This window comes from Sagittula sp. S175, assembly GCF_049800975.1.
Lineage (GTDB): Bacteria > Pseudomonadota > Alphaproteobacteria > Rhodobacterales > Rhodobacteraceae > Sagittula.
In genome coordinates this window covers 54,331-79,443 of the sequence record NZ_JBNAGB010000023.1, presented here as the reverse complement: position 1 = coordinate 79,443, position 25,113 = coordinate 54,331, and the positions used below count along the sequence as shown (strand labels likewise).

At 64.4% G+C, this 25,113-nt stretch carries 24 protein-coding genes, 1 tRNA gene and 3 pseudogenes; 16 read left to right on the top strand and 12 right to left on the bottom strand.

What is annotated here, in order from left to right; translation table 11 throughout:
• Nucleotides 1-13: 13 nt before the first annotated feature.
• From ACP16H_RS21595 to ACP16H_RS21580, 4 genes are read right to left on the bottom strand one after another with little or no spacing between them, the layout of a single operon-like run.
• Nucleotides 14-931 (bottom strand): hypothetical protein, encoded by a 918-nt coding sequence (locus tag ACP16H_RS21595; RefSeq protein ID WP_425074297.1) that lies wholly within the window; start codon nt 929-931, stop codon nt 14-16.
• Nucleotides 921-1,313, bottom strand: coding sequence for a hypothetical protein (locus ACP16H_RS21590; protein WP_425074296.1), 393 nt, complete (start codon nt 1,311-1,313; stop codon nt 921-923). The genes ACP16H_RS21595 and ACP16H_RS21590 overlap by 11 nt, the downstream gene beginning before the upstream one ends.
• On the bottom strand, nt 1,306-1,788 hold the full coding sequence (locus ACP16H_RS21585) for a hypothetical protein (protein ID WP_425074295.1): 483 nt from the start codon (nt 1,786-1,788) through the stop codon (nt 1,306-1,308). The genes ACP16H_RS21590 and ACP16H_RS21585 overlap by 8 nt, the downstream gene beginning before the upstream one ends.
• A gap of 18 nt (nt 1,789-1,806) precedes the next feature.
• Nucleotides 1,807-3,282, bottom strand: coding sequence for an NAD-dependent succinate-semialdehyde dehydrogenase (locus ACP16H_RS21580; protein WP_425074294.1), 1,476 nt, complete (start codon nt 3,280-3,282; stop codon nt 1,807-1,809).
• Between the two features lie 76 nt (nt 3,283-3,358).
• On the opposite strand from ACP16H_RS21580, the gene ACP16H_RS21575 reads away from it, so the two are divergent.
• The 12 genes and pseudogenes from ACP16H_RS21575 to ACP16H_RS21520 all read left to right on the top strand — a co-directional run.
• The gene (locus ACP16H_RS21575) at nt 3,359-4,162 is read left to right on the top strand and encodes an alpha/beta hydrolase (RefSeq protein ID WP_425074293.1); all 804 of its coding nucleotides are present in this window, start codon (nt 3,359-3,361) and stop codon (nt 4,160-4,162) included.
• A complete protein-coding gene (locus ACP16H_RS21570) occupies nt 4,163-4,609 on the top strand; it encodes a hypothetical protein (RefSeq protein ID WP_425074292.1) in 447 nt (148 codons plus the stop codon).
• A gap of 165 nt (nt 4,610-4,774) precedes the next feature.
• Nucleotides 4,775-5,317 (top strand): RNA polymerase sigma factor, encoded by a 543-nt coding sequence (locus tag ACP16H_RS21565; RefSeq protein ID WP_425074306.1) that lies wholly within the window; start codon nt 4,775-4,777, stop codon nt 5,315-5,317.
• A 26-nt stretch (nt 5,318-5,343) separates the two neighbouring features.
• The gene (locus tag ACP16H_RS21560) at nt 5,344-7,293 is read left to right on the top strand and encodes a vWA domain-containing protein (RefSeq protein ID WP_425074305.1); all 1,950 of its coding nucleotides are present in this window, start codon (nt 5,344-5,346) and stop codon (nt 7,291-7,293) included.
• Between the two features lie 90 nt (nt 7,294-7,383).
• Complete coding sequence (locus ACP16H_RS21555) at nt 7,384-8,316, top strand: pentapeptide repeat-containing protein (RefSeq protein WP_425074291.1); 933 nt, start codon at nt 7,384-7,386, stop codon at nt 8,314-8,316.
• 102 nt (nt 8,317-8,418) lie between these two features.
• Entirely contained in the window at nt 8,419-10,590 is a 2,172-nt protein-coding gene (locus tag ACP16H_RS21550) for an esterase-like activity of phytase family protein (RefSeq protein ID WP_425074290.1), read from the top strand.
• 315 nt (nt 10,591-10,905) lie between these two features.
• Nucleotides 10,906-11,190, top strand: coding sequence for a hypothetical protein (locus ACP16H_RS21545; protein ID WP_425074289.1), 285 nt, complete (start codon nt 10,906-10,908; stop codon nt 11,188-11,190).
• A gap of 57 nt (nt 11,191-11,247) precedes the next feature.
• Nucleotides 11,248-11,982, top strand: a pseudogene (locus ACP16H_RS21540) (GMC family oxidoreductase); the annotation flags it as partial.
• A complete protein-coding gene (locus ACP16H_RS21535; RefSeq protein WP_425074304.1) occupies nt 11,968-12,630 on the top strand; it encodes a GMC family oxidoreductase in 663 nt (220 codons plus the stop codon). The pseudogene ACP16H_RS21540 and the gene ACP16H_RS21535, both read left to right, overlap by 15 nt.
• Before the next feature lie 113 nt (nt 12,631-12,743).
• Nucleotides 12,744-12,985 (top strand): annotated as a pseudogene (locus ACP16H_RS21530) (hypothetical protein); the annotation flags it as partial.
• Nucleotides 12,986-13,276: 291 nt separating this feature from the next.
• The gene (locus tag ACP16H_RS21525; RefSeq protein ID WP_425074288.1) at nt 13,277-13,822 is read left to right on the top strand and encodes a hypothetical protein; all 546 of its coding nucleotides are present in this window, start codon (nt 13,277-13,279) and stop codon (nt 13,820-13,822) included.
• A 559-nt stretch (nt 13,823-14,381) separates the two neighbouring features.
• Nucleotides 14,382-14,593: pseudogene (locus ACP16H_RS21520) on the top strand (IS3 family transposase); the annotation flags it as partial.
• Nucleotides 14,594-14,898: 305 nt separating this feature from the next.
• Here ACP16H_RS21520 and ACP16H_RS21515 read toward each other — a convergent pair.
• The 4 genes from ACP16H_RS21515 to ACP16H_RS21500 all read right to left on the bottom strand — a co-directional run bounded on the left by ACP16H_RS21515 (nt 14,899) and on the right by ACP16H_RS21500 (nt 18,779).
• A tRNA-Thr gene (locus tag ACP16H_RS21515) sits at nt 14,899-14,974 on the bottom strand.
• An 85-nt stretch (nt 14,975-15,059) separates the two neighbouring features.
• The gene (locus ACP16H_RS21510) at nt 15,060-16,601 is read right to left on the bottom strand and encodes a heme biosynthesis protein HemY (RefSeq protein ID WP_425074287.1); all 1,542 of its coding nucleotides are present in this window, start codon (nt 16,599-16,601) and stop codon (nt 15,060-15,062) included.
• A gap of 13 nt (nt 16,602-16,614) precedes the next feature.
• Entirely contained in the window at nt 16,615-18,042 is a 1,428-nt protein-coding gene (locus ACP16H_RS21505; protein WP_425074286.1) for a COG4223 family protein, read from the bottom strand.
• A 14-nt stretch (nt 18,043-18,056) separates the two neighbouring features.
• Nucleotides 18,057-18,779, bottom strand: coding sequence for a uroporphyrinogen-III synthase (locus ACP16H_RS21500; protein ID WP_425074303.1), 723 nt, complete (start codon nt 18,777-18,779; stop codon nt 18,057-18,059).
• A 102-nt stretch (nt 18,780-18,881) separates the two neighbouring features.
• Between ACP16H_RS21500 and tsaD the strand changes: the two genes are divergently transcribed.
• Genes tsaD through ACP16H_RS21480 form a run of 4 tightly spaced genes read left to right on the top strand, consistent with a single transcriptional unit; the run spans nt 18,882 to nt 21,621 of the window.
• On the top strand, nt 18,882-19,961 hold the full coding sequence (tsaD, locus tag ACP16H_RS21495; protein WP_425074285.1) for a tRNA (adenosine(37)-N6)-threonylcarbamoyltransferase complex transferase subunit TsaD: 1,080 nt from the start codon (nt 18,882-18,884) through the stop codon (nt 19,959-19,961).
• Entirely contained in the window at nt 19,958-20,920 is a 963-nt protein-coding gene (locus ACP16H_RS21490) for an NAD(P)H-dependent glycerol-3-phosphate dehydrogenase (RefSeq protein ID WP_425074284.1), read from the top strand. The genes tsaD and ACP16H_RS21490 overlap by 4 nt, the downstream gene beginning before the upstream one ends.
• A 3-nt stretch (nt 20,921-20,923) precedes the next feature.
• On the top strand, nt 20,924-21,193 hold the full coding sequence (locus ACP16H_RS21485; RefSeq protein WP_425074283.1) for a YciI family protein: 270 nt from the start codon (nt 20,924-20,926) through the stop codon (nt 21,191-21,193).
• The gene (locus ACP16H_RS21480; protein WP_425074282.1) at nt 21,193-21,621 is read left to right on the top strand and encodes an EVE domain-containing protein; all 429 of its coding nucleotides are present in this window, start codon (nt 21,193-21,195) and stop codon (nt 21,619-21,621) included. Before ACP16H_RS21485 ends, ACP16H_RS21480 begins: the two co-directional genes overlap by 1 nt.
• 245 nt (nt 21,622-21,866) lie before the next feature.
• Here ACP16H_RS21480 and ACP16H_RS21475 read toward each other — a convergent pair whose 3' ends face one another.
• From ACP16H_RS21475 to ACP16H_RS21460, 4 genes are all read right to left on the bottom strand, one after another.
• Nucleotides 21,867-22,772: a LysR family transcriptional regulator gene (locus ACP16H_RS21475; protein ID WP_425074281.1), complete on the bottom strand. Its 906-nt coding sequence runs from the start codon at nt 22,770-22,772 to the stop codon at nt 21,867-21,869.
• A gap of 90 nt (nt 22,773-22,862) precedes the next feature.
• A complete protein-coding gene (locus ACP16H_RS21470; RefSeq protein WP_425074280.1) occupies nt 22,863-23,336 on the bottom strand; it encodes an Hsp20 family protein in 474 nt (157 codons plus the stop codon).
• A 142-nt stretch (nt 23,337-23,478) separates the two neighbouring features.
• Complete coding sequence (locus ACP16H_RS21465; protein WP_425074279.1) at nt 23,479-24,204, bottom strand: trypsin-like serine peptidase; 726 nt, start codon at nt 24,202-24,204, stop codon at nt 23,479-23,481.
• A 38-nt stretch (nt 24,205-24,242) separates the two neighbouring features.
• Nucleotides 24,243-25,034: a trypsin-like serine peptidase gene (locus ACP16H_RS21460; RefSeq protein WP_425074278.1), complete on the bottom strand. Its 792-nt coding sequence runs from the start codon at nt 25,032-25,034 to the stop codon at nt 24,243-24,245.
• Between the last annotated feature and the right edge of the window lie 79 nt (nt 25,035-25,113).

Below are 25,113 nucleotides of genomic sequence, written 5' to 3'. Positions count from 1 at the left end.
AGAAGAAGCAGGGTCAGTCCGAGAAGATGGGCCAGCCTGCGGCGGAGAGGGCGCAGGCGACGCGGGCGGGGGCGTCGGGGCGGGTGTCGTCGATGGCGTTGTCGCGCAGGAACCACCAGAGGTAGGCGTCGAAATCCGGGCGCAGGTCAGGGGCGCGTCTGATTGCCTCGGCGGGGCCGAGGTCGTGCACGTTGGCGGTGATGTGGTGGAAGTCGGATCGGGCGAAGAGGACGGCGGGCTTGTGCAGCAGGAAGCCGGTCATGGCGACGGAGGAATTCTGGGTGGCGACGTAGCTGCACCGGGGCAGCAGGGCGTCGGTGCCGCCGGTGGTGACGGTGAGGCGCGGGTGTTGCTCTGCGAGGGCAGCGAGGGCGGCGCGGTCCTCGTCTGAGTAGGTTTCGCGCGGGTGCAGGGTGGCGTGGATGGGGCGGTTGTCGTGTTGCAGGAGGGAGTCGAGCATCGCGAGGGGTGACATGGTCTGAAAGCTGCGGTGTTCGGACAGGCGGCCCTGAAGCGGGGCGAGGATGAAATCCTCGTCTGCCGGCGTGTCGGGGGCGTGGCGGGCGCGGAGGTTGGCGGCGAGGCGGGCGGCCTTTGCCGGGTTGATGGTGGTCGGGTCGAATTTCGCCTTGGCGACTGGCCAGAGCCAGCGTTCGGCGCGGGTCTCGATGCGCCAGAAGCGGGGGAAGTAGGTGCGGCGGTAGGTGACGTCGCCGGGCTTCGGTGGTGCAACCATGCGGACCACGTTGTAGCCGGGCAGGTGCTGCGCGGCGTCGAGGTCCGCGTCGGTGTTGCGGTGCAGCGAGACGTCGAAGCCCTGTCCGGTCAGCACGTCGCGGATCAGGCGGGCGATGCCGCCCTTGCCGCGCGACAGCTGCACGTGCTTGTGGTTCGGCAGGTAGAGCCTTGCGACGCGCGGGTCAGCGGCCACCGGGCTGGAACCAGAGTTTGTACAGCAGTTGCACCCCGTCGAGGCGCGCCTTGCGCAGTTTGGCGAGGAAGACGCGGTAGGCGAGATGGGGGTCGCGGTGGTCCTCCCAGTTGTAGCCATCGCGGTCGTTGCCGAGGATTTCCCAGCCGATGTCACGCGGCGGCTCGCGGAACATGCGGGCGGCGGCCTCCATGAGGCTTATGCCTTCGCCTTGTTTGAGGGCGTAGCGGGCCAGTTCGTCGGCCTGTGCCGCGGCAAGCCAGGGGGAGCCGTTGCCCGTGTGGGCGGCGGCGAGGCACGCGGGCAGGTCGATGTCCTGCCCGTCCTCTTCGGAACCGGCGGCCAGAAGGTCGAAGCGTTCGGGACTGAAACGCTTAGGCATTGGAGTGCCTTGAGCGTGTGAAACGGGCGCGCATTTTCCATCCGAACCAGCATGCAGAGACGATCAGTGCGGACAGTGTTCCAAGGCGCATGTCGAAAGGGGTCAGGTCGTTGGTCACGTCAGGGGCTGCGGGGCTGAACGACACCAAGGCAATGCAGCAGAGGACGGCCAGGTCTATGACCTTGGGGCTGAGGCCGCGGCGGGCGAGGTGCCCTTCGATGAGGGTCATGCAGCCCACCGCTACGGGGATTGCCGCCAGGCCGAACGCGATGACGAAGCCGCGCAGGCCGGAGCCGGACAGTTCGTTCCACGCGCGGGCGGCGAAGATGCCCGGGAGGACAAGGCAGAGCCAGACGCCCAGAAAGGGCAGGGCTGCGCGTGCCAGCGGACGCCACAGGTTCCGGGTAACGTAGAACACGCCGATAGAGAGGAGCGCGGCGAAGAACGCCGTCGAGACAATTCCGATGGGTCCCATGCCGCGCTCCCGGTTGCGTCAGACGCTCAGGCAGACGTACTTCATCTCGAGGTAGTCCTCGATGCCGTGATGGCTGCCTTCGCGGCCAAGGCCGGATTGCTTCACGCCGCCGAAGGGGGCGACCTCGGTCGAGATGATGCCGGTGTTCACGCCGACGATGCCGTATTCCAGCGCCTCGGCGACCTTGTACACGCGGGAGAGGTCCTTGGCGTAGAAGTACGACGCGAGGCCGAAGATGGTATCGTTGGCCATCTCGATCACATCGTCGACGGTGTCGAACTTGAACAGCGGCGCGAGGGGGCCGAAGGTTTCGTCGGTCGCCACGGCCATGTCCTGCGTGACGCCGGTGACGATGGTCGGCGGCAGGAAGTGGCCCGCGCGGTCCATGGGCTTGCCATCGCCGAGGATCACGGTCGCGCCCTTGGCAGTGGCGTCCTTGATGTGTTCCTGCACCTTGTCGATGGCGTCGGAATTGATGAGCGGGCCGAGCTCGGTGCCCTCTTCAAGGCCGTCGCCGACTTTCATCTTTTCCACCGCGTCCTTCAGTTTCGCGGCGAATGTGTCGTAGATGCCCGCCTGCACGTAGATGCGGTTGGCGCAGACACAGGTCTGGCCGTTGTTGCGGAACTTGCACATGATCGCGCCTTGGACGGCGGCGTCGATGTCGGCGTCGTCAAAGACGATGAAGGGCGCGTTGCCGCCCAGCTCCATCGAGCATTTCATGACCTGGTCGGCGGCCTGTTTCAGCAGGATGCGACCCACCTCGGTCGAGCCGGTGAAGGTCAGCTTGCGGACCTTCGGGTTCTCGCAGAATTCCTTGCCCACGTCGGAGGAGCGCGAGGAGGTGACGATGTTAAGCACGCCCGCCGGGATTCCCGCGCGGTGGGCGAGGACGGCCATGGCTGTGGCCGACAGCGGCGTTTCTGCGGCGGGGCGGCCGACGAAGGCGCAGCCTGCGGCCAGTGCGGGCGCGGCCTTGCGCGCGATCATGGCGTTGGGGAAGTTCCACGGCGTGATCGAGGCCGCGACGCCGATGGGCTGCTTCATCACCATGATGCGCTTGTCGCGCTGGTGGCCGGGGATGGTTTCGCCGTAGATGCGCTTTGCCTCCTCGCCGAAGAACTCGATGAAGCCCGCGCCATAGGCGATTTCACCGCGCGATTCGGACAGGGGTTTGCCCTGCTCGGCGGTCATGATGATGGCGAGGTCTTCCTGGTTGGCCATCATCAGGTCGAACCACTTGCGCATCACGGCGGCGCGTTCCTTGCCGGTCCAGGTCGCCCAGTCCTTTTGCGCGGTGTAGGCGGCGTCGATGGCCTTTGCCACGTCTTCGCGGGACAGGTCGGTCATCTGCGCGATGACGTCGCCGCGGGCCGGGTTGGTCACGTCGAAGGTATTGCCTGTCTCGATGAACTCGCCGTTGATGTAGGCGCGGGGTTCCAGAAGGCTCGGGTCCTTGAGCAGGCTCTTGAGGTCGGTCGATTGGTCCAGCATGGTGTTCACTCCGCAATGTTGGGCGTAGCCTGACCATCTAGAGCGACCAAAGTACAGAAGCAAAGTGGAGATGGGGATGGACCTGACCGACGCCTACGAGAACGGGGCCTATATCGAGGGCGCGGCGGAGTACCCCGCGCGCTGGGCGAAGGCGGCGGCGCGTTACCGGGCGCAGCTGGCGGAACTTGGGCTGGCGCGGCTGGACCTGTCCTATGGCGCGGGGGAGCGAGAGAAGCTGGACCTGTTCCTGCCCGGCGAGTCGCATGACGGACCGCCCAAGGGGTTGGTGGTCTTTGTCCACGGTGGCTACTGGCGGCGGTTCGACCGCAAGGACTGGTCGGACCTGGCCGAGGGCGCGCGGGCGCGGGGCTGGGCGGTGGCGATGCCGTCCTATGACCTGTGCCCGGCGGTGCGCATTTCCGAGATCACGCGGCAGGTGGCGGCGGCGGTTTGCTTTGCGGCGCGTGAGGTGGACGGGCCGATCCGGCTGGCGGGTCATTCGGCGGGCGGGCACCTTGTGGCGCGGATCGCCGTGCCGGGCGTACTGCCCGAAGCGGTCGAGGCGCGGGTGGTGGACGTGATGCCGATCTCTCCGCTTTCCGATCTGCGGCCCCTGATGCAGACGGCGATGAATGCGGATTTGCGTCTGGATATGGCCGAGGCGGAGGCAGAGAGCCCGATCTTGCTGCCTGCGCCGCGGGCGAAGGTGTCTGTCTGGGTTGGGGGGAGCGAACGGCCCGCGTTCATCGATCAGGCGAACTGGCTGCACGATGCCTGGGGGGCGCATGTGACCATCGTGCCGGGGCACCATCATTTCAACGTCATCGAGCCGCTGGGGGAGCCCTACAGCGCCATTGTCGAGACCCTGCTGGGGCTGTGAATGGGCGATCTGCGTTGGGCGGATGTGGCCGCGGCGTTTCGGGCTGACGGAAGCCTGCGCGATATCGTGGTCTTCGGGACCGATTTGGCGAACTGGCAGAGGGCTCTGGACGCGCTGCGGCGCTGGCCGTTGTCCTATACCGTTGACGGCGTTGCGGCCCCGGTGCCGGAGGCTGTCGAGGCGTTGCTGGACCCGGGCGCGGCGCGGGTGCTTGGTGTCGATCTAGGCGGCGTCGTGGTGAACTGTCACGGGTTTGACGAGGGTGAGATCGAGATGGACCTGGACCCGAGGGAGGTCAGGGGGCAGGCGGCTTTGGACCTCGTGGCGGGGTTCATGGCGGTCTTGGGACGCGCCGTGGGGCGGGACGTGGTGCTGACCGATGAAGGTGAGCGGGCGGGTGCGTTGCTGCGCTTTGTCCTTGCCGGGGATCGCGTGCGGCTGGGGTGACCCTCGCCCGGGCGAGGGTGCGAGAGGCGCTGCCTCTCGCGCTCTCCGAGGTATTTGCGAAACCAAAGAAGGGGCGGGCGGGGTGCTCCTTGGTTTGGGATGGATTTTTTCGGGTAGGGTTTCCAAGGATTGCGGTCCGGGCCGCGTCCAAGGGACAAGATGCGTATGAGCGTGGACCTCGACCCCTTGGCCCGGGCCGCCGCCGATGGCGACCGCGAGGCATTCGGCCTGCTGGTGGAGCGGGTCTATGACCGTGTCTTTGCCTATGCGGTGCGGGTGACGGGGAGCTGTGTCGAGGCGGAGGACCTGGCGCAGGACATCTGCGCGGCGCTGCCGGTGAAGCTGCGGGGGTGGCGCGGCGAGGGGGCCTTGACCACCTGGCTGTACCGGATCGTGGTGAACGCGGCGCGGGACCGGTTCCGGCGGCAGGCTGTGCGCACAAAGGCCGCCGAGGGCTGGGGCGACTGGGAGCAGGGGCGTCTGGCCATGCTGGCCGAGGAGGCGGTGCGGCGCGACTGGCTGACGGAGGCCATGGCGGGGCTGTCGGTGGAACTGCGCGAGACTTTGGCGTTGGTGCTGGACGGGGTGAGCCATGCGGAGGCGGGCGCGGTGCTGGGGGTGTCCGAAGGGACCGTCAGCTGGCGGATTTCCGAGGCGAAAAAGCGGTTGCGCGCGGTGAAGGACGCCGAGGCGGGAGAGGTGCGATGACGGATGATCTGGACGATCTGAAGGCCATGATGGGCCAGCCGCCCGCGCCTTATCCCGCGCGGAAGGCTGAGGCGATTGCCCTTGCGATGAAGAATTTCGACCGTTTGCAGGAAAGTCGCCAAGGAATTGGAGAGGAGGCGCGTCTGAGTTCTGTAACCGGCCCGAGGGGCCTGATTGGAGGACTCAAGATGCTGATTGCCAACAATACCCGCGCCGTGCTGGCGGCCACGACCGCGCTGGCGGCGGTGGCGCTGATTGCCGTGGTGCCTGTGCTGACCCGTGGGCCGGGGGCGCTGGAGGATGCGCTGAATGGTGGACTGAGCGAGCAGGCGGCGAAGCCTGAGGTTGTCGTTGCGCCGAACATGGCCACGCCGGAGATCGTCGTGGAGGAGGCAGAGGCGCCGATGGCTGCGGATGCGCCTGCTCCCGCGCCCAGAGGGGTGTTCACCCGGGCGATGCCTGCGCCGAAGATGCGGGCCGGGGATGCGGCGAGGGCGCGCGAACTGGGGGCGATCGCCCCGACTGCTCAGCGGAATGAGGAGTTTCGTCCGGAGCCTTTGCCGGTTCCGGAGGCGGACACGGAGGCCTTTCCCGAGGCGGAAGACAATCCAGTCAAGGTTACGGCGGAGTCGCCTGTGTCGACCTTTTCCATCGACGTGGACACGGCGTCCTGGTCGATCCTGCGCAATTCGCTGACTGCCGGGACGCTGCCGCCGAAGGACGCAGTGCGGATCGAGGAGATGGTGAACTATTTCTCGTACGACTATCCGGCGCCGGAGGGGGGGATGCCCTTTGCCACCCAAGTGGGCGTGAGCGACAGCCCGTGGCGGGCGGGGACGCAGTTGGTGCAGATCGGGCTGCAGGGGGCGATGCCTGCCGAGCGGCCCGCGATGAACCTGGTGTTCTTGGTGGATACCTCGGGGTCGATGCAAGACGCCAACAAGCTGCCGCTGTTGAAGCAGAGCTTTCGCCTGATGCTGGGGCAGTTGGGGGCGGAGGACCGGGTGTCCATCGTGACCTATGCCGGATCGGCGGGGCGGGTGCTGGAGCCGACACCGGCGAGCGAGCGGCAGACGATCCTTGCCGCGCTGGATCGGCTTGAGGCGGGGGGCAGCACGGCGGGGCAGGCGGGGCTGCAGCAGGCCTATGCCACGGCGGCGGAGATGAAGCGCGACGGCGCGGTTGCCCGCGTGATCCTTGCGACGGACGGGGATTTTAACGTGGGGATTTCCGAGCCGGGCAAGCTGAAGGATTACATCGCGGCGCAGCGGGACAGTGGGACCTATCTGTCGGTTCTGGGGTTCGGGCGCGGCAATCTGGATGATGCGACGATGCAGGCGCTGGCGCAGAACGGCAACGGGATGGCGGCCTATATCGACACGCTGGCCGAGGCGCAGAAGGTGCTGGTGGACCAGTTGACCGGGGCCTTGGTGCCCATCGCGGATGACGTGAAGATCCAGGTGGAGTGGAACCCGGCGCTGGTCGCAGAGTATCGGCTGATCGGCTACGAGACGCGGGCGCTGCGGCGTGAGGATTTCAACAACGACAAGGTGGATGCGGGCGAGATCGGCGCGGGACACCAGGTGACGGCGCTGTACGAGATTACGCCGGTGGGGTCGGACGCGCGGATGACGGATCCGTTGCGTTATGCCGCCGAGGTGTCCCCGTCTGCGGAGGCTGCGGCGGTGGAGAGCGACGAGTTGGGCTTTCTGCGGTTGCGGTACAAGGCGCCGGGTGAGGCGGAGAGCCAGTTGATCGAGGCGCCGATCTTGGCGGATGCCGGGCCATTGGCGCAGGCGGATTGGGCGGTGGCGATCGCCGGGTTTGGGCAGCTTTTGAAAGGGTCGACGCTGATCGGGGATTGGTCGATGGGCGATGCGATCGCCCTGGCGCAGGCGTCGAAGGGGGCGGACCCATATGGCTATCGCAGCGAGGCGATTACCCTGATGCGGCTGGCGGAGAGCCTGATGCAGTGATGGAGCGGGCGGGGACGGCGCTCGCGCTGGCGCGCATCGCCCCGCCCACCGTCCCGTTGACCGGGTTCGAGGGACGGCTAGGTCCTGTGCATGACATTTGATCCTGATGCTCCTGTTTTCGACAGCCTCATTGCCCTCAACTCTTGGGCCAAGCCCTTTTGGGAGGAGCGGCGCGCCCTGATCGAGGCCCGCAAGTGGAACGTAAGCGCGCCGGACCAGGGCGGCAACGTCGAGACGCAGGACTGGCTGAGACGGTTCATCCCGGCGCGCAGCGCGGCGACGCTGGCTTTGCTGAGTAGCCCGAGAGCAGGTCTGGCGGATCACGTGAGGGAGTTGCACGCGGTGGCGCAGGCCTTCCTGAGTGACCCGGAGATCGCCGGGGTTCGGCCCGGCGCGCCCATGCAACAGGTCACCGCGAACAGCTGGTTGGTGAACGGGGCTCCTGAACTGGATGCCTACACGCCAGGGATGGCGCTGGCCGATGTGTTGCTGCTGGGCGTCCACAGTCTGCGGGAGATGGAGGTCACCGAGCCGCTGGATATCGGCGGACAGGTGTTTCCGCTGGGCTTGAACCTGTGCGCTGCACGGCTGAGGGCGCCGTTGGAGGCCGGGAAATGCGTCTTTGGTCCCTTTTCCGATTTCTCTGCCGCGCGGTTTGACAGGGCGGATTTTCGCGAGGCGGAGTTCCATGGTGTGACCAGTTTTGCCGTTTCGGGATTTGGGGGGGATGCGCTGTTTTCCTTTGCGCGGTTCCTTGGGCACGGGCATTTCCATGCCACCGGCTTTGATGCGGCGTGTCGGCTCGAGGGGTGCCGTTTCGAGGACGGATGCGGGTTCGATGGTGCGCTCTTTGCCACGCAGCCGGATTTCACAGGGGCCAACTTTGACGGCGACAGCAGTTTCGCCGATGCGGCTTTCAAGGAGGGGGCGCGGTTCGAAGGTGCCTCGTTTCCGGGGCGGGTCTATGTCGGGCGCATCCCTAAAGCGGTGCGGGACGCGATCCTTGCGGCGGATCATCCCTGAGATTGGCTGAGAGCATCTTCGCGCGCCTGTCACAGAACCGACACGCCGGTGTTACAAGCGCCGCGCAAAGGCTGGCGGAGACCAAGGACAGGGAACCGTGACATGACCTTTCGCCATATCTGTTTGACGAGTGCGCTGGCGCTGGCCGCCGGGACCGCTTCGGCGGAGATGAATTTCAACCGGATCGCGTCGTTTGCCACGCCGCTGAACATGGCCGAGGGCGAGGACCGGGGGCGCGAGACCTCGGCCGAGATCATCGCGGCGTCGGCGGACGGTATGACGCTGGTCTACACAGACAGCCCGCTGGGCGTGGTGGGGCGCATCGACATCACCGACCCGAAGGCGCCCAAGGCGCTGGGGAACACCGATGTGGGCGGCGAGCCGACCTCGGTCACGGTGTTGGGGAACACGGCTTACGTGGCGGTGAACACATCGGAGTCGTATACGCAGCCGTCGGGCAAGCTGGTGGAGGTCGACCTGCTGTCGGGTGAGATCGGCGAGAGCTGTGACCTGGGTGGCCAGCCGGATTCGACGGCGCATGACGAGGCAGGGACCTTTGTCGTCGTGGCGATCGAGAATGAGCGGGACGAGGACCTGGGCGACGGGCGCGTGGGGCAGATGCCGGCGGGCTGGGTGTCGAAGGTCCTCATCGAGGACGGCGCGATGAACTGCGACGTGCAGGTGATCGACGTGACCGGGCTGGCGGAGATCGCGCCGGAGGACCCGGAGCCGGAATTTGTCGACGTGAACGCGCTGGGCGAGGTCGTGGTGACCTTGCAGGAGAACAACCACATGGTGGTGATCGGGGCCGATGGCACCGTTATGAACCACTTTTCGGCGGGCGCGGTGGACCTGAAGCGCATCGACACGAAGGACGAGCGCGGCGCTCTGCGGTTCGTCGATGCTCAGCCCGGTCGCCTGCGCGAACCGGACGGTGTGCAGTGGATCAACGATGACAATTTCATGATCGCCAACGAGGGCGACATGGACGGCGGCTCGCGCTCCATTACGGTGTTCAACAAGAACGGTGATCTGGTTTGGGAATCCGGGTCGGATTTCGAGACGGCGATGATCCAGGCGGGGCACTACCCGGACAAGCGGTCCGACGCGAAGGGCGTGGAGCCGGAAGGCATGGAATTCGCAGTGATCGGCGGCACGCCCTATGCCTTTGTCCTGGGCGAGCGGTCGTCCACCGTGTCGGTCTACGACGTCAGCAATCCGGCAGCCCCGGCGTTCACGCAGCTTCTGCCGTCGGGGATCGCGCCGGAGGGGGCGATTGCCATCCCGGAGCGCGGCCTGTTCGTGACGGCGAACGAGGCGGACCTGATCGAGGACGGCGGCGCGCGGGCGCATGTGTCGATCTATGAGTTGCAGGATGCCCCGGCGGCCTATCCGCAGCTGACCTCGGAAGGCGCGGATCAGCTGATTGGCTGGGGCGCGGTTTCCGGCATGGTGGCGGATGGCGGGTTGATCCACGCGGTCAACGACAGCTTTTACGGCTATCAGCCGACGATCTTTACCATCGACCCGTCGCAGACCCCGGCGCGGATCGTGGCGGCCCTGCCGGTGCTGCGCGCCGATGGCAACCCGGCGCAGAAGCTGGACATGGAAGGCATCACGCTGGACGGCGAGGGCGGTTTCTGGGTGGCCTCGGAAGGGCGCACCGACCGGGTGGTGCCGCATGCGCTGTACCACGTGGGCGCAGACGGTGTGATCGACAAGGAGATCGGCCTGCCAACGGAGCTGATGTCGGTGGAGACGCGCTTTGGCTTCGAGGGGATCACCAAGATTGGTGACACCCTGTGGGTGGCCGTGCAGCGCGAGTGGAAGGACGATCCGAAGAACACCGTGAAGTTGGTGGCCTACAACATCGAGACCGAGGAATGGGGCGCGGTGCGCTACGAGAAGGCGGCACCGGAGAAGGGCTGGGTCGGGCTGTCCGAGATCGTAGCCTTTGGAGACTGGGTCTACGTGATCGAGCGGGACAACCAGATCGGCGCGGAAGCGGTGACCAAGAAGGTGTACCGCATCCCGGCCTCGGAGATGGTGCCTGCGGCGCTTGGCGGTGACCTGCCGGTGGTGTCGAAGGAAGAGGTGGCGGACCTGATCCCGGCGCTGGCGGCACAGGGTGGCTACGTGGTCGACAAGGTCGAAGGCCTGGCGATCATGCAGGACGGCACGATCTGGGCATCGACCGACAATGACGGCGTGGACGACAGCTCGGGCGAGACGTTCTTTTGGCAGGTCGGCACGGCCGAAACCGCATCGAACTGAGGTTCGCTGATCCCTTTGCTGATCCCATGGCAATGCCCCGCAGCAGGCTGCGGGGCATTCCTGTTTTACCCGGGCTTGCGCCCGGGCCGTTGGGGGCGCTGCCCCCGTCGCCCCTGCTGAGCGACTCCCCCGGAGATATTTGCGCCAAGAAGAAGCGGCAGGCGGTGCATGCGACCTTGGTCTTATGCATTCATGTGCGCGGAATCCTTGATCTGAGCGGGTATGGGGCCGAACCTTTGCCTCGTGATGCACAATATTGCACATCGTGTAGATCCGTGGGGAGGAGCCTCGGGCCGCGCGGGTCAGGGAGGGACCATGTATCTGAATGCAAACAACCCGCTGGCGGCGGGCGATATCCTGAATGCTTTGGAAGCCGCGCTGTATCGCGGGCGGATCGGGCGGCGGCGATTCATGCAGCTGGCCTTGGCCAGCGGGGCGTCGATGATGGCGGTCAAGGCCATGGCGCAGGAGGGCGGCGACGCGGCGATCACGCAACTGTACAACGCGCGAGAGATGCAGGAGTCCTATGATTTCGTCGTCGTGGGTTCCGGGTCCTCGGGGGCTGTGGTGGCCGGTCGGCTGGCGGATTCGGGCGCTTAGGTACTGCTGCTGGAGGCCGGTGGCACCGACCAGGTGGAGGCCGTGCTGAACCCGGGTATGTGGCCGACCAACCCGCGGTCCGAGCGCGACTGGGGTTATACGGCGGATGCGGCGGACAGCGTGAACGGGCGGCAGCTGATCCTGCCCATGGGCAAGGTGGTCGGCGGCGGGTCGTCGATCAACGTGCAGATCTGGGCGCGCGATCACAAGAACGATTTCGACATGTGGGCCGCCGAGGCGGGCGACGACGCGTGGAACTATGCCTCGGTGCTGGAGATCTACAAGCGGATCGAGGACTGGCAGGGCACGCCGGATGCGGATCGGCGCGGCACGGGCGGGCGCGTCTACGTCGAGCAGGTGCAGGACCCCAATCCGATTGCGCCCGCGATGCTGAAGGCCTGCGAGTCGGTGGGCATCAAGGCCTATGACGACATGAACGGTGTCATAATGGAGGGCGAGGGCGGTGCCGCGCTGGCCAATGTGCGCATCCGCGACGGGCGGCGGCTGAACGTGCCGCAGGCCTACCTGTACCCGGTGCTGAAGCAGGGTAACATCACGCTGCTGACCGGGGCCTAGGTGCATCGCCTGACGATGGATGGCAAGCGCGTCACCGGCGTGGAATTCGAGAAGGACGGCGCGGTGCAGACGGTCAAGGCCGGGCGCGTCGTGCTGTCGGCGGGGGCGATCAACACGCCGAAGATCCTGATGCTGTCGGGGATCGGGCCGAAGGGTGAGCTGGATCGTCTGGGATTGGAAACGGCTGTGGATCGGCCCGGCGTGGGTCAGGGCTTTCAGGATCACGTGCTGGTGGCGGGCTGCATCTGGGAATACAACGAGCCGCAGGCGCCGAAGAATTCCCTGGCGGAGGCCACCTATTTCTGGAAATCCGCGCCGGATCTGGATGGGCCGGACACGCAGCCGTTCCAGATCGAGGTGCCCTATGCGACCGAGGTGACGGGTCCGCAGTTCGCGCCTCCGGCGGGGGCGTGGACGATTTCGCCCGGGCTGGTACGGCCGAAGTCGCGCGGTCGGGTCTACCTGGAATCGAGTGATCCCAAGGCGATGGCGAAGGTGGATGCGCAGTTCCTGTCCCATGAAGACGACGTGACGGCGGTCATGCGGTCGATCGAGAAGTGCCGCGAGATCGGCAATTCGGCGGCGATGTCGGAGTTCGTGAAGCGCGAGGTGATGCCGGGGCAGATGTCAGAGGATGATCTGCGCAATTTTGCCAAGAACGCGGCAGGGACGTACTTCCACGAAAGCTGCACCTGCCGGATGGGGCAGGATGACGGGGCCGTGGTGGATGCGCGTCTGTCGGTTTACGGGGTCGAGGGGCTGACCATCGTCGATGCCTCGATCATGCCGCGGGTGACGACAGGCAACACCATGGCTCCTTGTGTCGTCATCGGCGAGCGGGCGGCGGATATCCTGTTGAGTTAAGCGTCAGCGACCTTGTTAGGCGCGTCTCCTTGTTGGGGTGCGCCCAATCGCCATCGTGGGAAGGCCTATGGCCGATAGGAGGATCAGGAATTGATCCGAAGGCAATGGCGCGCGGTTTCGTGGCGAGCCTGCTCGGATTGTTCGAACTGTCCGGGCTCGGCTGGTCCGTGCCGGACTTCAGCATCCTGTCACGTCCGCTGCGCGGCAGGCGCGTCTGCGAGATCATGACGAGAGGGGCCAGAAGACCTCGAAGGTGGCGATCCCGTATCGCGCTTCAAAGAGGGCGCTGCTTCTGCTCGGGAACAGTACCGGCGTCCAGATCGAAGGCGAATGGTGCACGCGCAAGTATGGCGGAGACCAAATCGAATTGCGTGACGCTGCTCGCACAAAGGCTGATGTCCGTTCGCCAATGCGCTTGAACCAATGGCGCGCTTGGGACCGCAAGGTTGCCGAAATCCAAATCCGGGCAGGTGTCATGAACCACTTCGCGGCCCACGGCATCCCGGTCACCTTGGCCTTGGGATAACTGTGTCCGGGGAAAGGGGAACTGAGGGCAACAGCCGATTTGTGCAACAGCGCCATTTGGAATGACAACCTGCTCTTAAACCTTGTGTGCCAGCCTGAATGCGCAACCAAGGAGAGGCCGATGCCAGAGGATCCCGATCTGTCATTTGTTCTGTGCGTAGTTTCCGGCGCATTGGCGATTGCCGCCGGTGCCTTTGGCGCGATGAACCTGACACCATCGTTCGCCGGTGTGCTTGGTTTTCTGGCTCTGATCCGTATTTGCTGGCTGGATGACAATATTGCAAATGACCTTTTGGACCGGGACGTCTTGCCTCAAAGCTACCGCAATGCGCAGCGGCGCCAGGAGCACATCGAGAGTTTCCTTCTGGGGCGTCCATGGGGGGACAAGGACCTGACACCGGCTTTGGTTGCCACGCGCATGCGGGCCGAAGCAGATGTTTGGCTTGCTGTGATCCTATCAGGAACTGCGGCGTTGCTGGCGCAAGCCGCACCTCTAGGGGTGGGTCTGTCCGCTTTACTTGCCTTTTTGGGTTTCGGCTTGGCGTTCCGCACCGCCGACAAGGTATCTGCAACACTTTGGATGGTCGAGTGTGGGCGCCCTTTGCCCAGGGAGGCGCTTGTACGACGACACGTCTGGGCGCATTCCACAACGCGAGACAGGGATTAGGCTCAGGCTGCCGGTCAAAGTGATGGTGGATTTTGTTCACCGCTCGGTGGGCGAATTGCGCAGCAATTCTGCTGGGAGGGCGCTTGCTGTGATCGCCTCGCCAAGCGGCCTGACCCGGTGCCGTTTTCGGGCCGCTCCCGTCGTGATGCCACCTTTCGGGCCCGAGAGCGAACGGGTCCATAACGGGAAATACAACAGCTGAGGCGTCAGTAACGACTGTCGACAGCTTGTCCGGGAAGGCATCGGTGGCGCGCGCTGGACGGTGGCACGCCTGATGAAGGACATGGATATTCAGGGCTTCATCCTTGGCAAACCGCATTGAATGGCAATCGCTGACAAGAAGACACCGTGTTCCCTCTCGCAAAAGAATCGCATGGGCTGCCGGGCAGAGTGGATGGACAAGGTGAGCCGGAAGTTCGCTCGCCATTGCGCTTGGATCAATGGCGCACTGCCCCTTACATTTCGTCATCGCGGAGGATCGTCGCTGGCGCGCCAGCTCTTCAGGACACACCGGTTTCGTGCTCCTTTCTCGGACCGTTTCTGTGGATTGCCCTGCCGCGCAGTGGACCAAACGACCAATGGGCTATTCGAAGCCGAATGCATCCATCGACGCGGCTCTTGGCGCAACTTCGAAGCCGCAGTATCCGGGTCCTTGGAATGGGCGTCTGGTTCAATGACCGCCGCTTGCTCGAGCCCATCGGGAATATCCCGGCAGCCGAGGCAGAAGTCAACTTCCATGCATGTCTCGAAACTGAAGATCTCGCCGCGTAACTGGCAGTAATCAAGCTACGGCCAAGCCGGCACGGTTCGTCGTTTTGGCGGACCAGACGTTGAAAGCCTTCTAACAGCGCGGCTCTGAGCGGTTTGGCGTCTGGCTTCAATCCGCCAAGCTGTGCGTCGCTCAAGGGATTTGGGAGGTATACTTTGCCACGCTTCATGCGCGGCACCCCCACAAGTACCCCAACTTTAGGGATACAGCACCGGACCAACGCGGACAGCATCGGACCAAGCGAAACCGCGTTTCCCTTGCAAACTTGGTTTTTTTGGAGGTCTCCGACTTTCCCTGAACGAGAAAGTGGTGCCGGTGAAGGGACTCGAACCCCCGACCCCATCATTACGAATGACGTGCTCTACCAGCTGAGCTACACCGGCATCTGGTGGACGGCCCAATAGCAGGCCGTCCGAAGCTTGAAAAGCACAAAATCATCGTGACAGGGCGCGGCGCGCATCTGGTGCCTTAGCTTGCCGCCTTGGCCGGCTCGTCGACGATCTCTGCGTCTTCGGGTTCCGTCGCGGTAGAAGCAGCAGAAGTCGCGGCAGGCGGGGTCACGTCGATGACCTCGGATTTTACCGGGACTTCGGTCAGGGCGCCGTCCTGCGAATGGTCCTCAAGCGAACCGATGATCAGCGGCAGCATGTTGGCACCGGCAGGCAGCACGACCTCGGACTGCGGCGGGGTCTTCCACGCCAAGGTGTCGAATGCGCCGCAGTTCGAGCAGGTCGGGCGCCAGTCGGCGTGGATCGTGTTGCAGTTCTCGCAGACCCACTGCGGACCGCGCGGCGCGGTGACGGCCTTGGCCAGCCAGCCACGGACCACCTGATCCTTGGCGCCTTCGCCCTTCTCGATCGCGGCCATGATGGCAAGCACGCGGGCGTCGGGCTCCTTCTCGGGCAGGTCGCCCAGCGAGCGGCGCGCCTCGGGGAAGTTCTCGGCGGCGAGGTTCAGTTCGGCCAGCAGCAGTTTCGTCTCGCGGTGATCCGGTTGCAGTCGGGTCAGCGGGACGAAGCGCTTGATGCGCTGGTCGGGGGTCTCGTTCGGCTCGATCGCGGCGTAGGCGGCTGCAAGGTCCGGATGGGGGTGGCTTTCCCACGCTTTTTTCAGAACGCGCATGGCGTTGCGCGGACGGTTCTGGGCGATGTAGGCACGCGCGGCCTTGGCGGCAGCGGGCACCAGATCGGGAGAGTTGCGATTCGCCTCGATGGCTTTTTCAGCCGCCGCGATGGATTCGTCACGGTTCTCGATCTCGGTGGCCTGGCTCAGCGCCAGCACCGCGTCGCGACGCTTGTAGACGTCACGCGGCAGAGACCCGTGCTTCAGCTTGGCCGAAAGTGTCTTGCGTGCGCCTTCCCAGTCTTCCTTTTTGGCCTGCAACTGCAGCAGCGTGTCCTGCACTTCCTCATGCTTCGGCTTGATGGCAAAGGCGCGCTCCGCAAGGGCCAGAGCTGTGTCGGTGTCCCCCTCGGCCAGCTTCTGGTGCATGATCCCACGAATGCCGACGAAACGGGTCGAATCACGCTTCAGCAGGCGCTTGTAGACTTCCTCGGCCTTCTTGCGGTCGCCCATCATCTCGGCGGCCTGTGCGGTCACGAGGTCGGTCAACTCCGGTTTGTGGAGGTACTTTTCGGCCCGCTGCGCCTTGGCAATGGCCACACGGCCCTCGCCCGAGGCCAATGCCATCATGCCTTCTGACAGGGCCTCGTAACCCTTGCGTTCGCGATTGCGGTGGAAATACCGAGACAGCGCGGTTTCGTCGCCGTTGATGAAGCGCAGCGTGGCAATCAAAATGCTGAAGACCTGAATGAACAGCCAGACAGCGGCGATCAGCACGATGGCGCCAAGGAACATCATGATGGGCGTCAGAGTGTATTCCTTGCCCGCAAGGGTGATCCTTGCCTGCGCCAACCCGGTGCCGTCCGCCTCGATCAGGTATCCGAGCCCAAGGGTCAGCGCCGCAACCAGCGCGATGAAAACGACGATCTTAATGAGTGACCACAACATGTTTTCGTAACCCTTATTGCTGGTTCAATTGCTGGGCGAGAGCCGATGCCTCGGCCAAGGCGTCACTGCGCTGGTTCGCGCGGGCGATCCACGCATCCATCGCAGCCTTGGCCTCCGCTGGCAGAGCCTCCAGTTCGGTCAACGCCGTGGCAAGCTCGCCGTTCCGCACCGCTGCCTCGGCCCGGGACAGGATCGCATCGGTCGAGCTGCCCTCCTGCGGAGTGACCGATCGCGCACCCAACTGGCTTTGGAAAAATGCGCCGAGACCACCGCCGCTTGCCTCGCCCTCAGGCGACTGGGCCTTGCGCGATGCTGCCAATGCGTCACGCGCTGCATCCGGGAAGGAAGCCGCCAGAGCGGCGACCGTCGGCACACCCTCGTCCGCGGTTGCGGACAGCGCGTCGGTCACGGTCACACCGTTCTCGGCCACGATGGCCAGAGGTTCTGCGAAGGGCTGCCCCTCCTGCACGCGCGCTGTGACGTCGGCCAACGCAGCGCGGGCCGCGGCCAGCCGGGCCTGATCCTCTGCGCTTGTTTCCAGAGCGCGGGCTTCTTCGACGATCTGCTGCATCTCGGCGGTCTTCTGATCCAGCTGCTGCGACAGCGCGGCTTTCTCGGCTTCCAGTGCGGCCTGCTGCTCGGACACGGCGCTGCGCAAGGCCTCCAGTTCACGCTCATAGGCAGCGATGGCTTCCGGCGAGACCGCCTCTGCAAGCGGCTGCTTTTCCAGCGCGGTCATACGGCTTTCGAGCGCTGCGATCTGATCGCCGAGCCCGGTCAGCTTGCCGTCCATCTCGGACAGGCCGTCCTGAACACCGGCCAACCCGTTCTCCAGCGCGGCCAGGTCGATGCCGGACACCTTCTGTTGCACCTCGGTGACCTGCTCGTTCAGAGCGGCGAGACCATCCAGTCGCGCGCCCTGTTCGCTTAACGCCGTTCTGGTTTCGGCTTCGAAGGGGTTCTCGCCACCACCGGCGAAGCCCATGACCGCGGCGCCGTAGCCAAGCCCGGCAGCGATCACGCCGCCCAGAAGCATCGGAACGAAACCACTTTTCTTTTCGGTTTCAACCAAGGCGGGAACAGAAGGTGAGGCAACCGGGCCTGTAGACCCGGCGGGTTCTTCCGGACCGGCGCCGTCGGGCCCAGATGTCTGGGTCTCTTCGACCTGTTCGTCCTTGCTCGGGTCAGTCCCAGCGATGGCTGCATCGGAGGTCGTCTCGACTGTACCAGCAAGGGCCGCGTCGCCGTCAACTTCTGCCTGAGAGCCTTCCGCCGCTACTGTCCCTTCGACTGCAGCGTCGGACTCGGTTGGGACCGTGCCCTCCAGTGTCGCATCAGTCGCTTCCCCGACACTTTCCTCCGGCGTCCGGTTCTCGTCTGTTTCGGTGGCCGCCTTGGACTTCTTGCCCTTGGCGGATTTGTCTTCAGTCGTGTCTGCCACGTCCTGTCACCCTCTCAACCTGACGATCCGGGGAAGCTCCCGGATCCCTCCATCCGCGTCCGCGCCGCGCCCAGCAACTCCAAGACCGTTTCCAGCATCGCCGCCGAGTCGGGCCGTTCCGCGACCTTCAGGGACTCTATATGGAGCGGTGTGACGGCGAAGGCCACCGCTTCACTCATGGCCGCGACAAGAAGCGGCGCTTTGTTGGGCTGATTGGCCAATAAATGCCCTGATCGAGGCGAAAACACCGGAGCAACCACCGGTACATCGCCATCAAGCACGGCGCGGGCGTCCTGGTTCAGACTACAGGCGGGCTGATCGTAGACGATGGCGCGCTCCGTCGGGATCCCGCCGCGGGTCAACCGCTCTGCTATGTCACCGCGCGTATTTCGGCCAGACAGGTGCAACAGCGGTCCCTGGACCTTCGTGTCCAGGATAATTCGCACCAGGTGATCCGCGTCTGCACAGACCATCTCCAGAGGCAGACCTGCGGCACGCGCCGCCTGCGCGGTTGCCGGTCCCACGACATAGGTCGGAAGGATGAGGTGCCTGCCGCGAGCCTTCCAGGCTGCAACACCATTCGCAGAGGTGAAGATCAACCCGCGGGCACCCTCCGGGTCCACCGGATCATCGGAAAAGACGATGTCGAACAAAGGGGAATTCACGTCGCGGAATATGGCCCCGCGCGACCTCAACGCGGCGACAAACCGCTCCGCCGACGCCCGCGGGCGTGTCATCAACAAGACAGGCAGGTCTGTGACCATCTGGCCTCCGGCGTTGTGGGGCGCGTCTTCCGGTGGTACTCGCTACCGCCAGACAAGGCAACGGGAGCGCCCGGAATGACTGATCCCCTCATCCTCGGGCTGGAAAGCAGCTGCGACGACACTGCGGCAGCCTTGCTGCGCGGGCGAGAGGTGCTGTCGTCCGTGGTCGAGGGGCAGAACAGCCTGCACGCGGCCTACGGTGGTGTCGTGCCCGAAATCGCGGCCCGTGCCCATGCTGAGAGACTGGACCTTTGTGTCGAGCGCGCGCTGGAGGAGGCAGGCGTGACGCTGAAGGAAGTCGATGCCATTGCTGTCACTGCCGGTCCCGGCCTGATCGGTGGCGTCTTGTCGGGCGTCATGATGGGCAAGGGGCTGGCCACCGGCCTTGGCGTGCCGCTGGTTGGCGTGAACCACCTTGCCGGGCATGCATTGACGCCGCGCCTGACCGACGGGCTTGTCTATCCTTACCTCATGCTTCTGGTTTCGGGCGGTCATTGCCAATTCCTGATCGTGCGCGGCCCGCAGGACTTCACCCGCCTCGGCGGTACTATAGACGACGCACCGGGCGAAGCGTTCGATAAGACAGCGCGTCTGCTGGGCTTGCCGCAGCCGGGCGGACCCTCCGTCGAAGCCGAAGCGCTCAAGGGCAGCGAAAAGACCTACCGATTCCCCCGCCCCCTGCTGGATCGCGATGGCTGTGACCTGTCCTTTTCGGGCCTCAAAACCGCCTTGATGCGGCAGCGCGATCAGATCGTCGCGCAGAAAACAGGGCTGACGGTTCAGGATCGCGCCGACCTCTGCGCCGGGTTCCAGGCGTCCGTGCGCGACGTCCTCGCAGAGAAAACCAGACGCGCTATTGCTTTGTATCTGAGTGAAAACCCTTCCGAACCTGCCCTCGCCGTCGCCGGAGGCGTTGCTGCCAACATGGCGATCCGGGCCGCGCTGGAGGGCGTGTGTGTTAACCACGGTCTCAGATTCACGGCCCCTCCGCTGCGTCTGTGTACAGATAATGCCGCAATGATAGCCTATGCCGGGTCCGAACTTCTGGCGGCGGGTGTCAGCCACGACATGACCTTGTCTGCCCGCCCCCGCTGGCCGCTGGATCGCACCGCGACTCCACTGGTCGGCCACGGAAAGAAAGGAGCAAAGGCATGAGCCTGACGATCCTCGGTTCCGGCGCTTTCGGAACCGCTCTGGCTGTCGCCCTGTCCCGCGATGACCGTCCCGTCACGATATGGGGTCGCGACCCCTACGCCGTGTCGCGCATCCGCGATCACCGCTCGTCGCCCCGGTTGTCCGGTATTCGCCTTCCCAACAGCGTTTTGGCCACCACGGATCTTCAAAAGGCTGCCAGCGCCGAGACCGTGCTGATCGCAGTCCCGGCCCAGAGCCTTTCGAAACTTCTCTCGCAAATTGCCTCTCCGCTGTCGGGAACCCGCGTCGTGCTGTGCTGCAAGGGAATCGACCTCGCAAGCGGGCTGGGAGTGTCGGAACTGACGGCTCAGGCGAAACCGGGCGTCACGCCCGCGGTTCTGACCGGCCCGAGTTTCGCAGCAGACATCGCGCGCGGGCTTCCCACGGCCTTGACGTTGGCTTGCGCGGACGAAGACCTTGGGCGGACCTTGCAGCAAGACCTTTCCACCAGCAGCCTGCGTCTGTACCGCACAACCGATACGATCGGCGCGGAGCTTGGCGGTGCGCTGAAAAACGTCATGGCCATAGCCTGCGGCGCCTGCATCGGCGCAGGGTTGGGCGACAGCGCCCGTGCGGCCCTGATGACGCGCGGCTTTGCCGAAATGACCCGTCTTGCCACCCAGCTCGGCGCCCGGCCCGAAACCCTCGCCGGTCTGTCCGGTTTGGGCGACCTCACGCTGACCTGCACATCCGAAGGATCGCGCAATTTTCGCTTTGGCCTCTCGTTGGGCAGGGGGGAGGATTTTGACCCTGCCATCACCGTCGAAGGCGCCGCAACCGCCCGCGCCGCTGCCGGGCTTGCCGAACGGCACAGCCTGTCGTTACCGATCACTCAGGCGACCGCCGCCTTGACTACGGGTGACTTGACGGTCCGGTCCGCGATGGATCAATTGCTGTCGAGACCTCTCAAGGAAGAATGAGACATGCTGATTGCACTGATGGCCTACGACAAACCTGGCGCCCTGCAGACCCGTAAAGACAACCGCGACGCCCATCTTGATTACATCAAGGCAACCGGCGTCGTGACGCAGGCCGGTCCGCTGCTGGACGAGGCCGGTGAGATGGCCGGGTCCCTGGTGGTTCTGGACGTGCCGGATATGGCCGCAGCGCAGGATTGGGCTGCAAACGACCCCTACGCCAAGGCCGGCCTGTTTGACACCGTCACTCTGCGTGCGTGGAAAAAGGTCATCTGATGGCCTACTGGCTGTTCAAATCCGAGCCCTCCACCTGGTCTTGGGACGACCAGGTGGCAAAGGGGGACTCGGGTGAGGAGTGGAACGGGGTCCGCAACTATCAGGCACGCAACTTCATGCGAGAAATGAAGATCGGCGACCGTGGTTTCTTCTACCATTCGCAGAAAGAGCGCGCAGTTGTCGGCATCGTCGAGGTCTGCGCGGAGAGCCACCTTGACAGCACCACGGATGACCCTCGGTGGGATTGCGTGGACGTCAAGGCAGTCGCGCCGCTGAAGGTTCCGGTCACACTTGATGATATCAAGTCGGACGCCCGCCTCGCGGAGATGATCCTGGTAAAGAACTCCCGCCTTTCGGTCCAACCCGTGAATGAGGATGAGTGGCGCATCATATGCGATCTGGGGGGCTGTAGCGCCGAGACGGCCTGACCGGGAAAGCTGTGTGATGCAAGGAAGTTGGAACCTCCAGCAAGCCAGCAGACGCCCAACCCTCCATGCGCTCTTTCATTGCACCCATCCGGCGACTTGCGGTGTCTCAGCCCAAGATGCAGGCGCGCAGGCAATTTTGGGCGTCGCAGGTCCCATCCTGCGAGTTTGTGCCATTTCGGGTGAATCCATGGCGGTTAGAGGCTCGGCACCCACAACGCTCTCTTTTCTATAAATGAGGTCTGGGCCTAGCCTTTACCAGCGCGAAGCTGTGCAGGCAGCATATCTGCCAGCATGTCCCAAACCAGACGCACGCGGGGCGATTTTTTGAGTTCGCGATGCGCGACCAGCCAGACCGGATACCTGAAGGATAGTTCCGGCAAGACACGGTGCAGGCTCGGGTCTGAATTGCCGAACGCAACCGGGCAGATGCCCACCCCCAGTCCTTTGCGGGCGAGCTCAAAATGTACGAGGTGCGAACTGCTGCGCAAAACGAAGTTGTCCTCGGTCACGGGGACGCCGCGTTCATTCAGGGCTGCAATGAATGCAGCGTTTTCATCGAACCCGATCATCCGCGCGTGGACCAGGTCGTCAGGCTCCTGAAGCGGTCGCGATTGCTCAAGATAGCTGAGGGAGGCGAAGAAGCCTGCCTCATCCTCGGCCAGCCGCTTCGCGATCAGGTCGGGCTGTTCCGGGCGGGTGTTTCGTATGGCGATATCCGCCTCGCGCCGCTTCAGATCGCGGATGTCGTTAGAGGCAACGATTTCAACACGAATACCCGGAGCAACGCCGGCGAGGCGCTTCAGTACGGAGGGCAGAAGCCAACTGGCGTAAATTTCTGTGGTCGTGATCGCGACCGGGCCGGAAAGATCCGTGGCTTGACCGGTGGCGGCCAGTGACACGGCAAAGGCGGCTTCGCCCATGGCGCGAACATGCTCGACCAGACGTGCGCCAGAATCCGTGAGGATCAGCCCGCGCCCGGCGCGGTCAAACAGGATGACGCCCAGCTCTTCTTCCAATGCGGCGACCTGGCGCCCCAGTGTCGGTTGCGTCATGCCCAATGCACGGGCGGCCGCGGACAGTGATCCTTCCTCGGCGGTCACCAAGAAGGCCCGCGCACGATTCCAGTCGAAATTTACAGAGCGCCAGTCCATGCAGGACTGTATGGATGCGGGTGTAGCGTGCGCAAGCGTCAAACGAAAAAGGGGGCCGAATGGCCCCCTTCCGGTGAAATCGCATCGGGGTCAGTTGACCTTTTCTGCGTCCACCACGTCCTTGGTGATCGCGGTCTGCGGCTTCGCGATCTCGATCCTGCGCGGTTTCAGCGCCTCGGGGATCTCGCGCGCGAGGTCGATGTGCAGCATGCCGTTCTCGTGGCTGGCACCGACGACGCGGACGTGATCGGCCAGATGGAAGCGGCGCTCGAAGGCACGGGTGGCGATGCCGCGATGCAGGTAGGTGCGTGCCTCTGTGTCATCGGCCTTGCGGGCAGAGACGATAAGCCCACCGTCCTTGACCTCGACTGACAGATCGGCGTCCGAGAAACCGGCCACGGCGATCGAGATGCGGTACGCATTCTCGTCGGTTTTCTCGATGTTGTAGGGGGGGTAGCCAGCAGGCTGCGCGTCGGTATTGGTCAGGACGCGGTCCATCATCTCGGCCAATTGGTCAAAGCCGACAGAGGCGCGGTAGAGCGGTGCAAAATCGAAATGTCGCATGGAATCCTCCAATTGAGCGATACCGTATGATCGGGCCTTCCTATGGCGGGACAGACCCTGATTAATGCCGGGACCCTCAACAGGCGCCCCGGTGGACATTAGCTGTGCATCCAGAAGCCGGGTTTCAAGACCCCGCCACGAGTCAAGGGCGCACGAAACGCGCACCTGCGCTGCCGCGTTCGCCGGCACCTATGCGGCGGGCCCCTTTGTCATCATTTTCAGACACTTGGGCACGTGTCAGTCGGCTCCTGAGAGTGGCGACGTGCGCCGGGAGCGATGCGCCGTAACTTCGGGCAAGCCCGTTCTCGTCGGTTGCCACGGCAGAGATCACCGAAAGGATGCTCAAACGACCGCCACGCTCTGCCAGAACCGGTGCGCCTGAGGCGCCGGGGTGCATGGTACAGTCAAATTCCATCACGCCGTCGGCAAAACGGTGCAACAGTCGGCAGGGCATCGGGGGTGACAGGTCAGCGTCGATGCCCTTCGAATAGGAAACTGTACGGACCTCGTTTGTCCGCAGCAGGCCCGGATGCAGCGCGATAGGAACAACGGTGTCGCGTGCCATCGGTTCAGCCAGCAAAAGCAAGGCCACGTCACTTCTGATTGCTTCGGCTCCGGGCTGGATTTCGCCTTCATCACGATATCCCGGCGCGGGCAGCCAACTGGCAACTGACACATCAGCCACCGAAACACCGCCGCTGTAGCCGGCGCGGAAGGTGACTTGTTCTGCTGAGATCGGCGTGCCGTCGGCGTCGTAGAGGCAATGAGCGGCAGTCAGAACGATGTCCGAAGCTATCAAGGTCCCGGTGCAAAGTGTCCCGCCACTGTCCACCTGCCCGACGGCGTCCCAGACCCCGGCTTTGGCCACGGAGGCAAAGAACGCCAGCGCGAGCGCCGCAGTGTATGTCAAGGCTTGACGAATTTTGCACCCGTTTCGCGACGGTTCCCTGCGGTCAGCGGTTCAAGCCCGTTGCCGGGGTCCCGAGCAACTGCCAGCATGGCGCGCAGGTCGCGCAGCGGAGACAGCAGATCCACCGCGAGGGACACTGGCTTGCCATCAGCTTCGGCCTTTGCCGAGATCACCGAAACAATGCGCGGTGTGCCGCTGGAGTCGAAGCTGAATACCGGCGAGCCAGAAGCGCCGAAGTCCACGGCGCAGGACAGGACCAGCATGCCCTCCTGCTCTGAGAGAACGGTGCATAGGTCCTGCAGCGATGGTGCCTCGGAGCGGTTGTGGGCATAGGAAACAACGCCAACCTGTGCGCCTTGGCCAGGGAGGATTTCGGTTTCGAATGGCATGATCGTCGTGTTGCGGATGGGGTGCTGCAGTTCGATCAACGCGACGTCGTGCCGGACGCGGTCAGTGCTCGAGTCTCCGGTGTAGTTGTAGGCGGGATGCGCCAACGCACGCCGCGTGCGGCGGTAGGCAGCGGCACGCCCATTGCGCCAACCGGCAAGGAATTGGATCTCTTCTGCTGCGACGGGTTGGCCGGTCGCGGGATTGAACAGGCAGTGCGCAGCCGTCAGCACGAGGCGCTCGGTGATCAATGCGCCGGTACAAAAGGCCTCTCCGGCAATTTCCAGACGACCCACGGCTTCCCACTGGCGAGCGCCCTGAGTGCTCTCCATAGAGAAAAGCCCCTGCGCTTGCGCAATGTTTGCCAATAAGATCAGCCAGATAACCGCTATGATCCGCACCGCTGTACCCTCTTTTGCACAGCGTTTACCGAGACTTTGGGGCAAAATTGCGGCGCATGCCTTAACTTTACCACAGTTA